The organism is SAR324 cluster bacterium, from assembly GCA_029245725.1.
In the GTDB taxonomy this organism is placed as follows: Bacteria; SAR324; SAR324; order SAR324; family NAC60-12; genus JCVI-SCAAA005.
Genome location: JAQWOT010000055.1, coordinates 1 through 14,905, shown reverse-complemented (window position 1 = coordinate 14,905; position 14,905 = coordinate 1). Strand labels below are relative to the sequence as shown.

Here is a 14,905-nt window from a genome sequence, read left to right as displayed (position 1 = left end):
GATCATGAACCCAATCAATGAAGTTCAGGATATTTGGGCTTATCTCCAGACAACCCCATTGCTCTGGTTGATGTTGACCATGATGGCCTATCTTGTGGGATTTTGGTGTTTTGAAAAAGTGAAACGAAGTCCAATTGTGAGCCCGGTTGCCATTGCTGCGAGTTTTCTGGGAGTGATACTACTGATCACAGACACACCATACCTAGTTTACTTTGAAGGTGCCCAATTTGTTCATTTTCTTCTTGGACCAGCGACAGTTTCTCTAGCCATTCCACTGGTGGCAATTTTTCGAGAGTCCGAAGAGCAGCGATTCCCATACTAGCAGCACTGATTGCTAGCTCAGCAACTGCAATCTTTGCAGCAATTTTTATTGCTCAAGCGGTGGGTGCCTCTGATGAAGCCATCCGTTCTCTGATCCCCAAATCGGTAACCACACCAATTGCAATGGGAATTTCCGAACAGATTGGTGGATTGCCTTCACTAACAGCTGGATTGGTCGTATTGACAGGAATTCTCGGAGCGATCATTGTTACACCCCTTATGAAACATCTTGGTTTTTGAGCCTGGCGTGCACGTGGTTTCGCTGTTGGAGTTACCTCTCATGGAATTGGAATGGCGCGTGCCTTTCAAGTGCATGAAGTGGCTGGAGTGTTTGCTGCGGTTGCCATGGCCCTCAATGGGCTGGTGACAGCATTTGTGGTTGCGCTTTTCTCACAATTGCTTTGAAAAAAATCACCATTTTAATCTTAAGCCTTCCAACAGGTGTTTTGCTGAGAACTCTTCATTTCAGAGACAGGATGTCTATGAAAACACTAAAAATTACACTTTTGTTAATCCTCCTTTGTGGCTTTTTTTGGGGATGTAACCCAACTGGCCTGAGAAGCTACATTGTGCTGACGGCCAGTAAGAACCCCCAAGATCAGCGAGAGGCGACTGAAGAACTGATGAGATTGGCTAGAGAAGGGTCGATCGTTGATCAAATCAAGGCTGAGGGGCATTTGCGCCAGTTGAGCCAGTCAGCCATCACAGGACAGCAAGAATTAGCGTTAAAGCCTTTGGTCTGGTTCACTTTTGTTTCAGATGATGGGTACGTTCAAGAGAGAAGTCTGGCTAGGCTGCAAGGAATATTGACTCATCAAGAATGGTCTGAAGCCTACAAGTTGAAGACAATAGTTGAAGTCTCAGAATTTATCTTTGGCAGGTTGGGGACAACTGAGGAATTTAAAAATAAAAAATACTTGGCCAATGCAGAAAGTTCAGAACGCTTGTCTGCTATCAAATTTTTGGTGAATGTATACTTGGATCTCTCTTCTAAACTTCAGCAAGATAGTGTAGGAGTGTTTTCAAGATTTTTAACTTTAGAACCCACAATACAGGATTGCCCCCCTGAAATTTGCAATCTTGAGACAAAGACTGTCGAAGATTCCCAGAATGAAAACACGCTTGGAATCCAAGACTGGAATTTAGCTTTAGAGCAGCTGAAATTGGATCTTTGGGTAAATCTTCAAAGTCTGCTGGACGATAGTCGAATCCCTAAGCAGTCCAGAGATTCGCTCTTGGCTTTGAATGAAGAAGTGATGAGGCTGCCCCTCAGATCTGAGCTTCGAGACAAGTTGTTGAATCAACCGTTGGAGTAGCCTGTTGAAGATTTAGTCTATAACGGATTCCAGCCCTTTAAGCGGCTGCAAAAGGTACCAAGTAAGGACCTTCAGGAATGACGGCAACTTCTGCGTCGCCTACCTTTTCAATGGCTTCAGCCAATGCCTGATGAAGATCTTGAATGATTTTTACCCCAGTTAGCTTCTGATCCTCCTCGCTCATGCCAGGGCAATACAACTGAACTTCCCCTACCCGCATAGGTTTCAGTTGCATCTCGCTCTCCCACTCGTCAATTTCCGCGAGATCCTTGGAAAGCAGAGTTTTCAAAAATGCTGCTGGGCCGAGTTCGACAAGTCTAGCCTGTGATTCCCGAAATTCCGCTGAGCCGATTCCCTCTGCACACTCTGAAGCAATTATGAGCGTGCCACCTGGCTCCAGAATATCCAGCGGAGTTACCATCCCCTTGACGGTTTGATAATAAGTTTTATCTAAGGGGTAGCCGGCTGAGCTCGTTAAAATCGTTTTAAATGTTCGACCAACGCGTATCTCGCAACTGGCTCGGGCGAAATTCACGGCTTCCTGATGGCTGGCTATTACTTCACCAAAGTTTACATGAATTAGGTTCCGTTCTTCATCCAAGATCGTGTTCACAGCCAGGATTTTCCCCCCGAGCATCTGAACAATTTCCAACTGAGATTCATGCAACGGATTCTTATCTAGATTGCAAGAGGCGGCATAAGGACTCTCCATGAAGCGCGCGGAATGGAACGTACGGATTGTCTCGTGATGGGCGATGCCAGGAGCGATGACCTTTCGGCCTCCTGAGTATCCTGCCATAAAGTGTGGCTCCACTAAACCAGTTACCAGCTTGAGATCAGCTTCAACGAAATGGCGATTCAGTCCCAGAGGTACCTGATGGATTGATGTTTTACCAAGATGAACAATTGAGGTCTCATCGCGAGCGTCATGATTGAGGATTTGGATGTTCTCCGTCACCCAGGGGTCTCCAATGACCTCCTCCAGCTCTTCCCCAAGATTTGGACGGTGAAGGCCTGTGGCAATCAAAATCGTGATGTTGCCTCTTGGGATTCCCCCGGCTTCCAGTTCTGCAATGACGGGTTTCAGAAAAAGCTTGTTCGGAACTGGTCTGGTGATGTCACAGGCCAAAATACAGGCAGTTTTATTACCCTTGGCTTCTTCAGAGAGTTTCTTGCTGCGGATTGGCTTAGATAGGGCTTGCAGAACCAGGACATGTGGGTCTTTGGGGACTGGATTCTTGGGTTTGCGAATGATCTGAGGAATGGCTTTTTCTGGTAATTCAACCAACAATCCCTGACGTCCAAAGGAAAGCTCGACTTGCATGAAATCCCCAAATCTTGAATAAAAATGGTTTTTCCTAATATTTCAGGAATAAATGAAATAAGTTGCTTAAGTTGATACTACATATTCATTTCAAAAGACATACTGGAGATCCACATACCCCCTAGTAATTCTTTGAAGAATCTAAGGAAGATTGGGGGCGAGGATCACTGGCTCACTGCTTCGATCTGGAGTAGGAGGTTTTTTCTCCTGAAAAACAGTCTGTAGTTGTGCATTACGGTAGCGTCTCTCATTGATCTTGATTTCGCATTGACGAACTTCGTTATAATCTCCGATGCGGTCACAAGCGTTGAACTGAGACCTTGCATAGTTGATATTTGGTGGTTGCTCAGCATTGTTACTGCAGGAAATACCAGTCATAGTAAGACTGAGTGCCAGGATGAAAAATTTGATGTTCTGAGTGATTTCCTTCAATGTACCTCTTTGAACCAAGTAATTTTTTCTAAACGCTTGTTTCAGTGCTTTAGTAGGTTAATTATCATGTCAAGGATCAAAAAATAGAGCAATGCAAACTATGTCAGAAAATGATTCGATGTTGGATGAGGGGCTACTTTTAGAGGCAGCTCGAGAAGCTCGGAAGAAAGCTTATGCACCCTACTCAAGATTTCTGGTTGGAGCTGCTATCTTGGATGATCAGGGCAAGCTTCACAAGGGTTGTAATGTGGAAAATGCGGCTTACCCACAGGGAACGTGTGCTGAGGCTGGGGCGATTGCGGCCATGATTTTGGCTGAGGGAAGGCAAATCAAAGCCATAGCAGTTGTTGGAGAAAGCCCAGATCCAGTGACTCCATGTGGTGGCTGTCGTCAAAAAATACGAGAATTCGCTGCGCCCAAAACCCCTATCTTGATTGGGGACCTTAAACAACTAAGATTGCGTCAAACGCTTGCAGAATTACTTCCACACTCTTTCGGTCCAGAATACTTACTCAACGAGCCCCAATGAATAAACCCTCTTCAAACAGTTTTGAAAAAGAGATCAAGAATTCAAGTCGGATCCTCAAAGAAAAGATTGGGGAACTTACTCCCAAGGTTGCGATCATTTTGGGCTCAGGACTCAGCAAGTTCTCTGATGAAATAGACCAGTCTCAAACGATTCAATACTCTGAGTTGGACGGCTTCCCAGAACCAGTTGTTGGAGGGCATCGGGGGGAGCTTGTGTTTGGTTCTGTTGGTACTACACCTGTTGTCATACTACGAGGCAGAAGTCATTTTTATGAGCATGGAGAAGCGCATAACATGCGTGTTCCTGTCGGAGTTCTGAAGCAGATAGGCTGTGAATTACTGCTGTTGACGAATGCGGCTGGTAGCATGGATCCAGATTCTTCACCAGGTTCACTGATGCTGTTGGAGGATACGATCAATATGACTGGTGTCTCTCCGTTGTTTGGAGTGGTAGGGGACCAACGCTTTGTAAACATGACCAACGCCCTAGATCCAGAAATAAACCTGCTGATTGAATCAGAGGCTTCCAAAGCTGATATCCCATTGAGACGAGGAGTCTACGGTTGGATGACAGGACCACAATTCGAAACCCCAGCAGAAATCAGGATGCTGATGACCTTGGGAGCAAACTGTGTAGGGATGTCCACAGTCCCCGAAATCATTTTGGCACGTTATTTTGGATTGAAGGTTGTTGCCCTTTCCATTGTGACTAATCAGGCTGCGGGCTTGAGTGATGAATCATTGAGTCATACTCACACCTTTGAGCAAGCAGCTTTGGCAGGTCCGCGGATGACAAAGCTTTTGAAAAACTTCCTGAAAAATTACTAGGCTACCAGATGATTCCTCAGGAATTGATTCGCAAGAAGCGTGATGGTCTAGAACTGACACTGCCGGAAATTGAATTCTTGGTTGGAGGATTGACTTCTGGGCAACTGAGTGAAGGCCAGGTCGCCGCCTTTGCAATGGCAGTCTATTTTCAGGGTATGACCGCAAAAGAATGTGCGGGATTAACGTGGGCAATGATGAACTCTGGAGATACCCTCAATTGGAAGAACCTGGATCTAAATGGTCCAGTTTTGGACAAGCACTCCACGGGGGGTATTGGGGATAAGGTAAGTCTAATGCTGGGGCCCCTGGTTGCCGCATGTGGGGGGTATGTGCCAATGATCTCTGGTCGTGGACTGGGCCATACGGGGGGGACACTGGATAAACTGGATTCGATTCCTGGATATCAGACTGCACCAGATTTGGCGAAATTACGACAAGTTGTCAGAGAGGTAGGCGTCGCCATCATTGGGCAAACTTCAGAATTGGCTCCTGCAGATCGCCGTCTTTATGCGATTCGAGATGTGACAGCTACCGTCGAGAGCATTCCGTTGATTACGGCTTCAATACTCTCCAAGAAACTGGCCGCGGGATTGGATGCTTTGGTAATGGACGTCAAAACAGGATCCGGTGCATTCATGCCAACCCATGATCAGTCAATGGCTTTGGCTAGAAGCATAGTTGCTGTTGCTGATGGGAATGGAGTAAAGACCTCTGCACTGCTTACAGATATGAACCAAGTTCTTGGTTTGAATGTAGGGAACGGCTTGGAAGTTCTGGAAACCATCAAATATCTAAAAAACGAAAAGGTTGACCCTCGTCTTGATCAAGTCATCGTCTCCCTCGGTGGAGAATTACTTTTTCTTGGAGGCTTAGTTGCCTCTGCTGAGGATGGTAGGGCTAGAATCAGAAATGCCCGGGAAGACGGGTCAGGGGCAGAATTTTTTGCAAAAATGGTAGCAGCTCTAGGAGGACCAACTGATCTTGTTGAGCAATTTGACCATCATTTAGAAAAAGCCGCTGTGCTTTTCCCAGTGCTGCCAAAGCAAAGTGGTTATCTTGTGAAAATGGATGCAAGGCAAATTGGACTGGCCCTAGTCCACTTGGGAGGAGGGAGAACCCACGCCGACCAACAAATTGACTATGCAGTTGGATTCGAAAATTTTGGGAATCTCAATGATTACGTGAGCCAGCAACAACCAATTGCCTTGGTTCACGCACGTACAAAAGCAGAAGCAGAGCAAGCGATTCTGAATATCCTGAAAGTGTGTGTTATTGCTGAGGAGCCAGCAAAAAATATCCAATCAAATTGCGTTTATGACCGGATTGCCCTTGACCAAGATGTAGAAGAAGACTAATTTTTTTCCTTTTGGCAAAGTTTGTTAGCGTTTATCTTGTCCATCTAACATTACTTCTGTCAGTGAAATTCAACTCACCATTCCTGAGGAGTCCTCATGCCCAAGCCACGAATCTTATGGTTGTCAGTCCTCTGGTTGAGCAGTGTAATGCTCCTGTTAGCCGTCACAACCCTCTCAGCTGCCACAATCAAAGTTGGATTGGTGACAGATGTGGGACGAGTCAATGATCGCAGCTTTAACCAATCTGCCTGGGAAGGTGTTGAGTTGGCCAAGTCCAATCTCAGTCTAGGAGACCGAGACATCAAGTATATTGAAACTCAAGACGCCAAGGATTATGCAGACAATCTGGCTCAATTCATTGAAGCGGAGTACCAAGTCATTGTCACGGTTGGTTTTGCTCTAGGTGATGCAACCACTAAAGCTGCTAAGGAAAATCCAGATACGTTGTTTATCGGTGTTGACCAATACCAAGGTGAAGCGCTTCCCAACTTGGCTGGCCTGATCTTCCATGAGGATCAATCTGGATTCTTGGCTGGCGTGTTGGCAGCTGGAATGACAAAAAGTGGAACCATTGCAGCGGTCCTTGGAACGGATCTGATACCTCCTGTTGTCGCATTCAATGAGGGTTACATCGCTGGTGCCAAATCTGTAAATCCTAAAATTAATGTCATTTCTACTTATCATCCCGGTGAAATCAGCCAGGCTTTTGTTGACCCAGAGTGGGGTGCGGCAACAGCTAAGCAGGCGATGGATCAGGGTGCCGACGTGATCTTCGGCGCAGGTGGCCTTACTGGAAATGGCGCTCTCCAGGAAGTTGCTTCCCAAAAAGGTGTCTACTGCATTGGCGTGGATGCGGATCAGTGGTTTACTGTTCCAGCAGCGCATCCTTGCTTAATCTCCAGCGCAATGAAGCTGATTACACCCGCTGTTGCTGATCTGATCGGACAAGCACAAGCAGGGACCTTCAAAGGTGGAAATGTCTTTGGAGCTGCCGGCTTGGCTCCATTTCATGATTTCGATAGTGCAGTTCCACAGCCTCTGAAGGACATGTTGACAGCGGCAAAAGCTGGACTGGACAGTGGGATCATCAAAACAGGCTACGGTAACTAATTAAGTAGATTCCCTAGTCTTCTCGGAGGTGCTTGAAAGTAAGCACCTCCACTCTCCCTCCTCTTATTCTGCCTCAACCGTTTCATGGCACAGGCAAATTCCAAAGAACCCAAAAGTATTCAAAAGCGGCTCTTCCTTGGTGTCCTGCTGATTCCATTTCTTGCCCTGCTGACAGCACTTATAGCCGGGGCAGTGGTGATGCTAGGTTTTGGAGATGATCCTATTCTGGCATATCAGGGGCTTTTCCAGGGAGCTTTTGGAAGTGGGCGCGCTTGGAGTGTCACTATCCGAAAGATGATTCCCTTTATCCTCACGGGTCTCTCTGTGGCTGTCGCGTTTAAAGCTGGGCTCTTCAATATTGGGGCATCTGGGCAGTTTGTGATGGGTTCCGTTTGCTCGGTGGCAATTGGGATTCATTTTGAAGGGCTTCCAATGATCATTCATCTCCCTCTGGCAATTTTAAGCGGGATGCTTGGAGGAATGATCTGGGGGTCGATCCCAGGACTTTTGAAAGTGACGACAGGGGCTCATGAAGTCATCGTCACAATCATGATGAATTACTTGGCATCTCTTTTTGCAGGGTGGACGGTATACGCTGGGGGAACACAAGGTCAAACTCCTGGTCCACTTTGGGATCGGACAGCGAGGGCAATTTCAGAAACACCAGATGTCTTTGCATCTGCACAAATTCCATGGCTTTTTGGTCCACCCTATCGTGTACATTATGGGGTGTTTCTAGCCTTGATCGCAGTGGTCATAGTCTGGTGGTTAATTTACAAGACCACGATCGGCTTTGAAATTAGAACTGTTGGTCAAAATCCAAAGGCAGCCCGATATGCGGGAATTCGTGTGGAAAAAACCGTTGTGCTGACAATGGGGCTTGCTGGTGCTCTTGCGGGGTTAGCGGGCACAATAGAGACACTTGGTTTGAACCATAAATTTGCCCCAGAGTTCGGTGGTCAGGTCGGTTTTGATGGAATTACAGTCGCACTGCTGGGCCAAACCCATCCTTTTGGGGTGGTCATCGCGTCTTTTTTATTTGGTGCTTTGGATGCTGGAGCAGCCAAGATGCAGTTTGAGTCAGGAGTTGCCGCAGATATTATTCAGGTCATTCAGGCACTGGTATTGGCATTTGTTGCAGCACCTTTGATCATCAAGGCCCTATTCCGTCTGCGATCCGGTAGTGATGAGGGACATGCTACAAAATTGAATACAAGCTGGGGAGGTTCTTGAAATGACTTTCTGGTCAAGGACCGCACGCATCTCAGTTTGTTTGGCCCTGCTAATGATGGTAATGGCAATTCTAGTAGAGATCACGCCACTGGGAGAGAATAAATGGATGAGAGTGTTTTTCGGGATCAGTGCTCTGAATTTCACTCTCCGTGCAGCCATTCCTCTGGTTTTGGGGGCATTGAGTGGAATCCTCTGTGAGCGCTCGGGTATCATCAATATTGGCATTGAGGGAATGATGCTTGCCGGAGCATTCGCAGGATTTGTCGCAAAATCTTCTACGAATGATTGGCCACTTTACGCAAGTCTCCTTTTTAGCGTTCTTGTGGCATTGGGAGTGGGCGGACTGATGGGATTGCTACATGGGCTTTTCTCGATCCGTTTTAGAATGGATCAAATCATCTCAGGAACCGTGATCATTATTCTAGCAGCAGGCCTTTCCTCCTATCTCTATGATCGTGATGCAATTTCAGCAGGAAAATTTACACCAATTCCAATCCCACTTCTCTCCGAAATCCCAGTAATTGGACCTGTCCTATTTAATAATGCACCCATCACTTACGTAGCGTTGGTGATGGTCTTCGTTGTACATGTTGCAATTTTTTATACCCGCTGGGGACTACGCACACGAGCAGTTGGGGAGCATCCACGAGCTGCGGACACGGAGGGCATCAACGTCAATCGGCAACGTTATGTCAACACAATGTTGGGTGGAATGCTGGCCGGACTAGCCGGAGGATTTCTTGTTTTGGAGGCAGTCGGGCAATTTCAGGAAGGAATGACCGCAGGTCGAGGATTTATCTCGCTGGCAGCAATGATTTTTGGCAACTGGACACCTATCGGAGCTTTGGGTGCTGCAACACTATTTGGCTACACTCAGGCCCTGCAGAATGAATTTCTCCTGGCTGGGGTGACGACCATTCCGCGGCAGTTTGTATCCATGCTCCCCTACATAGTGACGATCGTGGCGGTGTCTGGTCTTGTGGGGCGAGTACGTCCACCAGCGGCCATAGGAAAGCCATACGATACGGAGGGAAGCAAGTGAGCGAATCCGCAGTTCTAGAAGCTCGCCAGATCAGTAAATACTTTCCGGGAGTTGTGGCCAACGAGAATGTCAATTTAAGCTTAAATCCAGGAGAAATCCTGGCTCTGTTGGGAGAGAACGGGGCTGGTAAGTCTACTTTGATGAACATCATCTATGGACTGTATCAGCCTTCATCAGGCAAAATTCTGGTGAAGGGCCGGTCTGTCAGAATGCATTCACCTAGAGATGCGATCGATCTGGGGATCGGGATGGTTCACCAACACTTTCAGTTGGTCCCAGTAATGACAGTGGTCGAAAATGTCATGCTGGGCAGTGAGAGTGTTCGTCAAGGCCTTTTGGATCGGGAAAAGGTTTCCAAGCGCATTCAGCAACTGTCTCAGGATTATCAATTGGAAGTTGACCCGACTGCTCTCGTTGAGGATTTGCCAGTTGGAATACGGCAGCGCGTAGAGATCATCAAGGCACTTTACCGTGAAGCAGATATTCTGATCCTTGATGAACCCACAGCTGTTTTGACTCCTCAAGAAATTGAAGGGCTTTTCTCTGTGATGGATTTGCTTCGAAAGCAGGGCAAATCTATTATCTTCATTACCCACAAGTTGAAGGAAGTGTTGAGGATTGCAGACCGTATCTCGGTCCTGCGTCGTGGAAAAGTTGTAGGTGAAGCAACTCCCAGTGAAGCAACTGGGCCTGGATTGGCTGCCATGATGGTTGGTCGAGAGGTCATGCTGCAAGTTGATAAACAGGAAGCCAAGCCTGGCAAGCCGATCCTACAAGTGAAAGGAATGGAAGCCCGCGATGATCTGGGAGAAATTTGTCTCAGAAATGTTGAGCTGCAGGTTCATTCAGGTGAGATTGTTGGTGTTGCAGGTGTGCAAGGGAATGGACAAACCGAATTAGTGGAAGTGCTTACGGGATTGCGAGAACTGGATCAGGGAACCTTGCTGATCGCAGGTCAAGACCTGACCAACAAGAATCCCCGAGAAATCGTAGATCAGGGGAGAATCTGTCACGTTCCGGAAGACCGACACGCCTTTGGAATGGTCGCAGGATATTCAGTGGCAAACAACTTAGTTCTGAATTCGTACTACAAGCCACCATTTGCAAACGGTATAACCATTCAGCAGGAAGCTATCGAACATCATGCAGAAGCATTGGTTGAAAAGTTTGATGTCCGAACTCCCTCAGTACACAGATCAGGGGGAAGTCTGTCTGGTGGCAATCAGCAGAAAATGGTGATTGCTCGGGAGTTGAGTCGACCGATTCAACTCCTGGTTGCTGCGCAACCGACTCGTGGCATTGATGTTGGTTCGATTGAATTTATTCATCAGCAAATTGTTGCCAAGCGAGATGAAGGAGTGGCTGTGCTATTGGTCAGCTCCGAATTGGATGAAATTCTTGCTCTCTCTGATCGGATTGTCGTGATGTATAGAGGCAGCATCATTGGGGAAGTGGATGGCAACAAGGCGACCCGCCAGCAGTTGGGCTTGCTGATGGCTGGTGTTAAATCAACTATGACTGAAGGACTAGATTGAAAAATCACAAGTCTCTAGAAGCAAAAGATTTTCATATCACTCTGCAAATTCCAAATCATCCGCCACCGCATCAATCGCAGCTTGTGCACACTCTTCATCAATCTCTGAAGGTGCACCAGAAACTCCAATACCACCGAGAAACCGCCCACCAGCACTAAATGGAAGCCCACCTTGAGTTGGTACAATTCCTTCTGGGTAACCTAAAGCTGGGCTTTCAATTAAGTCTAGGTCACCACTAGCAACCATAGTCATTGATGAAGCATAGGCTTTTCCTTGTGCAATTTCAGAGGTCATGGGTGAAGCCATTGGATTGCGAGCGAAGGCGGTTAGCCTGCCCTCTCTGTTCATCACAGCAGCAGAGACATTGTAGCCTTTTTCCTGGCAGTCATGAACCGCTGTAAGAGCCATCTGAACGGAGAGTTCTGCATTGAGAAACACAAAGTTTTGAAGTGTCTGAGTCGAAACTGGGCTGTATGATGCAGTGAGCACAAGGATAGTAATGAAAGTTCGTCGTGTCATGTTGGTTCCACTGAAGAATTAGGGTAGAAGGCTTCTCAATCTTCTTGGCTTAGTTTTTGGGTTGGACTAGAGAATATTCGAAAATGAAACATTGCCTTGACGCCGCTGGAACAGAAGCATAACTTCAACAACAGAATTGAGGTGATTCTGCAACCCAACATACTAGATCGCTGCAGAACTGAACGCAGACTACAACAAGATGCTTACTAAGGGAAGAGACAATCCTGAACTGGGAAGAGCGAGGAAAAATGCTTGGGGACTATGAAATTGAGATTGCTGTTGTGTTGGGAGCTTTCAGTTTCTGGTGGCTGATGATTTATGATCGAGACCCAAGGAGAGTTTTCACAGTTCAGGACTCGATGATTTATTTGAAGCAAATGTTTCAGTCCGCTTTAAAATCCTTTCCAGTCTTTTGGGCAATTGCCTTTCTTTTGGCTTATCTAATTATCGAAGCCTGATTAAACGATTTGCTCAAAGTTTGATTGCTTCCTCGACCAACATCACAGGAATGTTTCTTCTCACAGGATAAAGCCGATCCCCAGCTTCACGGATCAATCCTCCATCAAGCTTATCATTGACTTTACGCCCGCTAATATTTTGTAGGGCCCCCTCCTCAATCTTCTGATTCAAATCAGAGATCTCTTGGTCAGATGCTGCTCGAACTGGGTTTCTGTTATCGGGACAGACCAGAATTTTGACAAATTCAGGATCTAGCATAAGTCCTTAAAGAGATGTTTTGACGATTTCAGGTTGCACCAACGCTTGAGATGCATGATAGACCAGTCTCTCTGTCTGCTTACACTCATTGTAGCGATGGTATTGAATCGACATGTATGTGTAGACTAACTCGGAGATACGCCGCATGTGCTGACTCAAATTGAAGGACCATCCATTAGCGTTCCCGGAAATACTCTTATAGTTTGCACGCTCCATTGCCATCACAACCGTGTAGCTTTTCGGACCTTCTGGTGTGTCGATTTGTACAATGCCAATGTTACCGTTGACTCCCTTTACAAAGCCTGTCTTGTCCCAGACTTTGACGTTTTTATTCCGGGCAAAGCATGTTCCGTCTTTTAGTCGATCACGTGCACGCGGTCCATTTGGCTGGCCCATTAGGTAGAGAATTTCTTCAGCTGCCATTTCATTTTCAACTCTGCTAAATTCCGGTCCCAGTGGCTGATCAGACCAGAGTGTCAGCATCAAGCGGTTCAAGTCTTCTGCAGAGACTTTGTTGAGATAGGTCCTACCGTAGCGTGGAATGTATTCAACAACCTTCATTTCGTTATAGAGTCTGGTACCAGCTAAGATCTGATTGACTTTCTTTGGCCCCCCGATCCAGCGCATAACCTTGTTGGTGTCAGAGTTACTGCTGAAGCGAATCATTTTGCTAAGTGCCTTTTGGTGCTGTTTGTTGTGTTTTATTTCTCCCCGAAAACGCTGAAGCATGTAAGCTTGCAGTACAGGCACCTTGATTAAACTAGCAGCTTTAATCTGCACGTCTGGTCTGATGGAAACCAATCTTTCCCCAGTCTCCAAATCCTGTACGACCATGCTTAACTTGTCTTGGGGGCTCATTGTTTTCTTGTCGTAGGACTCCCGCAAAAAGTTCAAAATGCTCGCCTCAAGTGGAGAGGTATATAAATGTTCTGCTGCACTAGTAACTTTGCTTGGAAAATCGGCAGGCTCATAAAACTTTAGATGTCGACGAGCTACCCAACCGGTTGTTCCTGATGCGGTTTGAACCTTGCGCCATCCATTCTCTTCTGGAAAAGCGCTGACGACATGCATGCCTGTTCGGAGTTTCTCAATTACCTTGTAGTCTTTGCCAGGCCCAGTGCGGAGATTCAGAGTTCGGGTACTGACTATTGCATAATCAGCTTCTTTTTCATTGAAGACTTTTTCTTTTCCTCTGGAGAGAATTTTCAAATATTCGGTAGCTACCCACCCACGAATGCGTTTGCCAATCAATTCTACTTCCGCCCAACGCTCATCTGTTTCAGAAAGCACTTGGAGTTTGTCGTTCTTTCGAAGAATGTGCAGTACTTTGTACTTTGTTCCAGCTTGTGCTCTAAGATTTAGCTTTGGGACGTCTACTACGGCATGGAGTTCGAAACTAGGCTGTTCTTTGGCAAATCGTAAATATTCTGAAGCAACCCAGCCAACCTCCTTATTGACTTTGACTTTAACCCACCCATCATCTTGTTGATCTTTAACCTCAGCAACTTGATCTGCTTTGAGCGTTCCAACAATTTTTCCACTCTTTTTTGGGGATTGGCGGAGGTTGAGCCTGTTTGCGAGGACAACAGCTTTTTCAGCGTGGGATTGAACAGATGATTGCCCTGGGCTTTGCCAAAGCAATTGGGGATTGAAGAAATTCTTATGAGAGTTACCTTGAGAATGAGCACTTTGACCAAGACACATCAGACCCAAAAAAATGGGGGCCATGCGGGCAAAGATACTCTTTCTCATTGGGATTTCCTCTCATTAGCAGTAATTCTGTGGGACTGACCGTTAACGTCGGCTGATATCTACGAGAGATTGGAAACCACCACTTGGATGCAATCGGAAGCCGTCGATGTTTTCCTTGACCAGAGCAACGTTCTGATTGTGCCATAGGGAGATATAAGGAAGGTCCCGCTGAAGAATTTCTTGGACCTTGTTGTAGTACTTCTTTCTTTCTTGTGGATCGATAGTACTACGCCCTTGTTCCAGCAAACTATCAATTTCAGGGTTGCTGTAGCGAACACGATTTCTACCACCGACGTCAGGCAATTCGCTGCTGTGGAACAGTGAATAGTAGAAGTCTGGTTCCGATACTCCAACCCAACGCAAGGAGAATAACTCGAAGTTTCCTGCCTTCACATCCCCGAAGAACGTGCCCCATTCAAAGGAACGAATTTCAAGGTTGATATCAATCTCTTTTAGCTGATTCTGCAGAATTCGGGCCTGTTGAACAGCATCTCGACTATTGCTGGTTTTATACTCAAGCGTGAGGTTTTCAATGCCTGCTTCCTTCAGGAGTTGACGGGCTTTTTGAGGATCATGTTGATAACTTGTGAGCCCAGGTGCCGCAAAATCATTTTGTTTTGTCAGGACACTATCGGCAGCAACAGCCCTTCCCTTCTTAAGAAACTCAATCAACTCCTGACGATTGATCCCATGGGCAATGGCTTGGCGAACTCTTGGATCCTGGAGCTTGGGGGATTGCATATTCAGCCCAAGATACTGATAGTTCAGAGCTGGGCCGGTCATCATTTTGTATTCTTTGGCGAGTGAACCTCTTTCAAATTGGGGAAGTTTATCCAAGGGCGCGACATTGATCGCAAGATCAATCTCTCCTTTACGCATCTTAAGAAACCGAG

The 14,905-nt window shown here is 46.6% G+C and carries 15 protein-coding genes and 1 pseudogene; 10 read left to right on the top strand and 6 right to left on the bottom strand.

Annotation, left to right across the window (positions count from 1 at the left end; all coding sequences use genetic code 11):
- Positions 1 to 4: 4 nt before the first annotated feature.
- Positions 5 to 726, top strand: a pseudogene (locus P8O70_02385) (LrgB family protein).
- Positions 727 to 803: 77 nt separating this feature from the next.
- Entirely contained in the window at positions 804 to 1,637 is an 834-nt protein-coding gene (locus P8O70_02380) for a hypothetical protein (protein ID MDG2195732.1), read from the top strand.
- Positions 1,638 to 1,674: 37 nt separating this feature from the next.
- Here the strand turns inward: P8O70_02380 and larA are convergent, their stop codons facing one another.
- Positions 1,675 to 2,961, bottom strand: a complete 1,287-nt coding sequence (gene larA, locus P8O70_02375; protein MDG2195731.1) for a nickel-dependent lactate racemase — start codon at positions 2,959 to 2,961, stop codon at positions 1,675 to 1,677.
- A 141-nt stretch (positions 2,962 to 3,102) separates the two neighbouring features.
- On the bottom strand, positions 3,103 to 3,393 hold the full coding sequence (locus tag P8O70_02370) for a hypothetical protein (protein MDG2195730.1): 291 nt from the start codon (positions 3,391 to 3,393) through the stop codon (positions 3,103 to 3,105).
- A gap of 100 nt (positions 3,394 to 3,493) precedes the next feature.
- Here P8O70_02370 and P8O70_02365 point away from each other — a divergent pair, with 100 nt between their 5' ends.
- The 7 genes from P8O70_02365 to P8O70_02335 all read left to right on the top strand — a co-directional run bounded on the left by P8O70_02365 (position 3,494) and on the right by P8O70_02335 (position 11,024).
- Positions 3,494 to 3,922, top strand: a complete 429-nt coding sequence (locus tag P8O70_02365) for a cytidine deaminase (GenBank protein MDG2195729.1) — start codon at positions 3,494 to 3,496, stop codon at positions 3,920 to 3,922.
- Positions 3,919 to 4,749 carry a purine-nucleoside phosphorylase gene (locus tag P8O70_02360; protein MDG2195728.1) on the top strand — a complete coding sequence of 277 codons (831 nt, stop codon included), beginning with the start codon at positions 3,919 to 3,921 and terminating at the stop codon, positions 4,747 to 4,749. The genes P8O70_02365 and P8O70_02360 overlap by 4 nt, the downstream gene beginning before the upstream one ends.
- An 8-nt stretch (positions 4,750 to 4,757) precedes the next feature.
- Complete coding sequence (deoA, locus tag P8O70_02355) at positions 4,758 to 6,104, top strand: thymidine phosphorylase (protein ID MDG2195727.1); 1,347 nt, start codon at positions 4,758 to 4,760, stop codon at positions 6,102 to 6,104.
- A gap of 96 nt (positions 6,105 to 6,200) precedes the next feature.
- Positions 6,201 to 7,214: a BMP family ABC transporter substrate-binding protein gene (locus tag P8O70_02350; protein ID MDG2195726.1), complete on the top strand. Its 1,014-nt coding sequence runs from the start codon at positions 6,201 to 6,203 to the stop codon at positions 7,212 to 7,214.
- A gap of 84 nt (positions 7,215 to 7,298) precedes the next feature.
- Positions 7,299 to 8,447 carry an ABC transporter permease gene (locus P8O70_02345; protein ID MDG2195725.1) on the top strand — a complete coding sequence of 383 codons (1,149 nt, stop codon included), beginning with the start codon at positions 7,299 to 7,301 and terminating at the stop codon, positions 8,445 to 8,447.
- A gap of 1 nt (position 8,448) precedes the next feature.
- Positions 8,449 to 9,489 carry an ABC transporter permease gene (locus P8O70_02340; GenBank protein ID MDG2195724.1) on the top strand — a complete coding sequence of 347 codons (1,041 nt, stop codon included), beginning with the start codon at positions 8,449 to 8,451 and terminating at the stop codon, positions 9,487 to 9,489.
- Positions 9,486 to 11,024 (top strand): ABC transporter ATP-binding protein, encoded by a 1,539-nt coding sequence (locus P8O70_02335; protein ID MDG2195723.1) that lies wholly within the window; start codon positions 9,486 to 9,488, stop codon positions 11,022 to 11,024. The genes P8O70_02340 and P8O70_02335 overlap by 4 nt, the downstream gene beginning before the upstream one ends.
- A gap of 36 nt (positions 11,025 to 11,060) precedes the next feature.
- Here P8O70_02335 and P8O70_02330 read toward each other — a convergent pair whose 3' ends face one another.
- Positions 11,061 to 11,543, bottom strand: a complete 483-nt coding sequence (locus tag P8O70_02330; protein ID MDG2195722.1) for a heme-binding protein — start codon at positions 11,541 to 11,543, stop codon at positions 11,061 to 11,063.
- 248 nt (positions 11,544 to 11,791) lie between these two features.
- Here P8O70_02330 and P8O70_02325 point away from each other — a divergent pair, with 248 nt between their 5' ends.
- Positions 11,792 to 12,001 (top strand): hypothetical protein, encoded by a 210-nt coding sequence (locus P8O70_02325; GenBank protein ID MDG2195721.1) that lies wholly within the window; start codon positions 11,792 to 11,794, stop codon positions 11,999 to 12,001.
- Positions 12,002 to 12,014: 13 nt separating this feature from the next.
- Here the strand turns inward: P8O70_02325 and P8O70_02320 are convergent, their stop codons facing one another.
- The 3 genes from P8O70_02320 to P8O70_02310 all read right to left on the bottom strand — a co-directional run.
- Positions 12,015 to 12,260: a hypothetical protein gene (locus P8O70_02320; protein ID MDG2195720.1), complete on the bottom strand. Its 246-nt coding sequence runs from the start codon at positions 12,258 to 12,260 to the stop codon at positions 12,015 to 12,017.
- A gap of 6 nt (positions 12,261 to 12,266) precedes the next feature.
- Positions 12,267 to 14,012, bottom strand: a complete 1,746-nt coding sequence (locus P8O70_02315; protein MDG2195719.1) for an SH3 domain-containing protein — start codon at positions 14,010 to 14,012, stop codon at positions 12,267 to 12,269.
- A gap of 42 nt (positions 14,013 to 14,054) precedes the next feature.
- A partial coding sequence (locus tag P8O70_02310) for an ABC transporter substrate-binding protein (protein MDG2195718.1) occupies positions 14,055 to 14,905 on the bottom strand: 851 nt, incomplete at its 5' end.

Coding starts and splice junctions, on each gene's coding strand:
- P8O70_02330 (MDG2195722.1), bottom strand. CDS start 11,543: ATGACACGACGAACTTTCATTACTATCCTTGTGCTCACTGCATCATAC.
- P8O70_02365 (MDG2195729.1), top strand. CDS start 3,494: ATGTCAGAAAATGATTCGATGTTGGATGAGGGGCTACTTTTAGAGGCA.
- P8O70_02325 (MDG2195721.1), top strand. CDS start 11,792: ATGCTTGGGGACTATGAAATTGAGATTGCTGTTGTGTTGGGAGCTTTC.
- P8O70_02345 (MDG2195725.1), top strand. CDS start 7,299: ATGGCACAGGCAAATTCCAAAGAACCCAAAAGTATTCAAAAGCGGCTC.
- P8O70_02315 (MDG2195719.1), bottom strand. CDS start 14,012: ATGAGAAAGAGTATCTTTGCCCGCATGGCCCCCATTTTTTTGGGTCTG.
- deoA (MDG2195727.1), top strand. CDS start 4,758: ATGATTCCTCAGGAATTGATTCGCAAGAAGCGTGATGGTCTAGAACTG.
- P8O70_02380 (MDG2195732.1), top strand. CDS start 804: ATGAAAACACTAAAAATTACACTTTTGTTAATCCTCCTTTGTGGCTTT.
- P8O70_02350 (MDG2195726.1), top strand. CDS start 6,201: ATGCCCAAGCCACGAATCTTATGGTTGTCAGTCCTCTGGTTGAGCAGT.
- larA (MDG2195731.1), bottom strand. CDS start 2,961: ATGCAAGTCGAGCTTTCCTTTGGACGTCAGGGATTGTTGGTTGAATTA.
- P8O70_02320 (MDG2195720.1), bottom strand. CDS start 12,260: ATGCTAGATCCTGAATTTGTCAAAATTCTGGTCTGTCCCGATAACAGA.
- P8O70_02340 (MDG2195724.1), top strand. CDS start 8,449: ATGACTTTCTGGTCAAGGACCGCACGCATCTCAGTTTGTTTGGCCCTG.
- P8O70_02360 (MDG2195728.1), top strand. CDS start 3,919: ATGAATAAACCCTCTTCAAACAGTTTTGAAAAAGAGATCAAGAATTCA.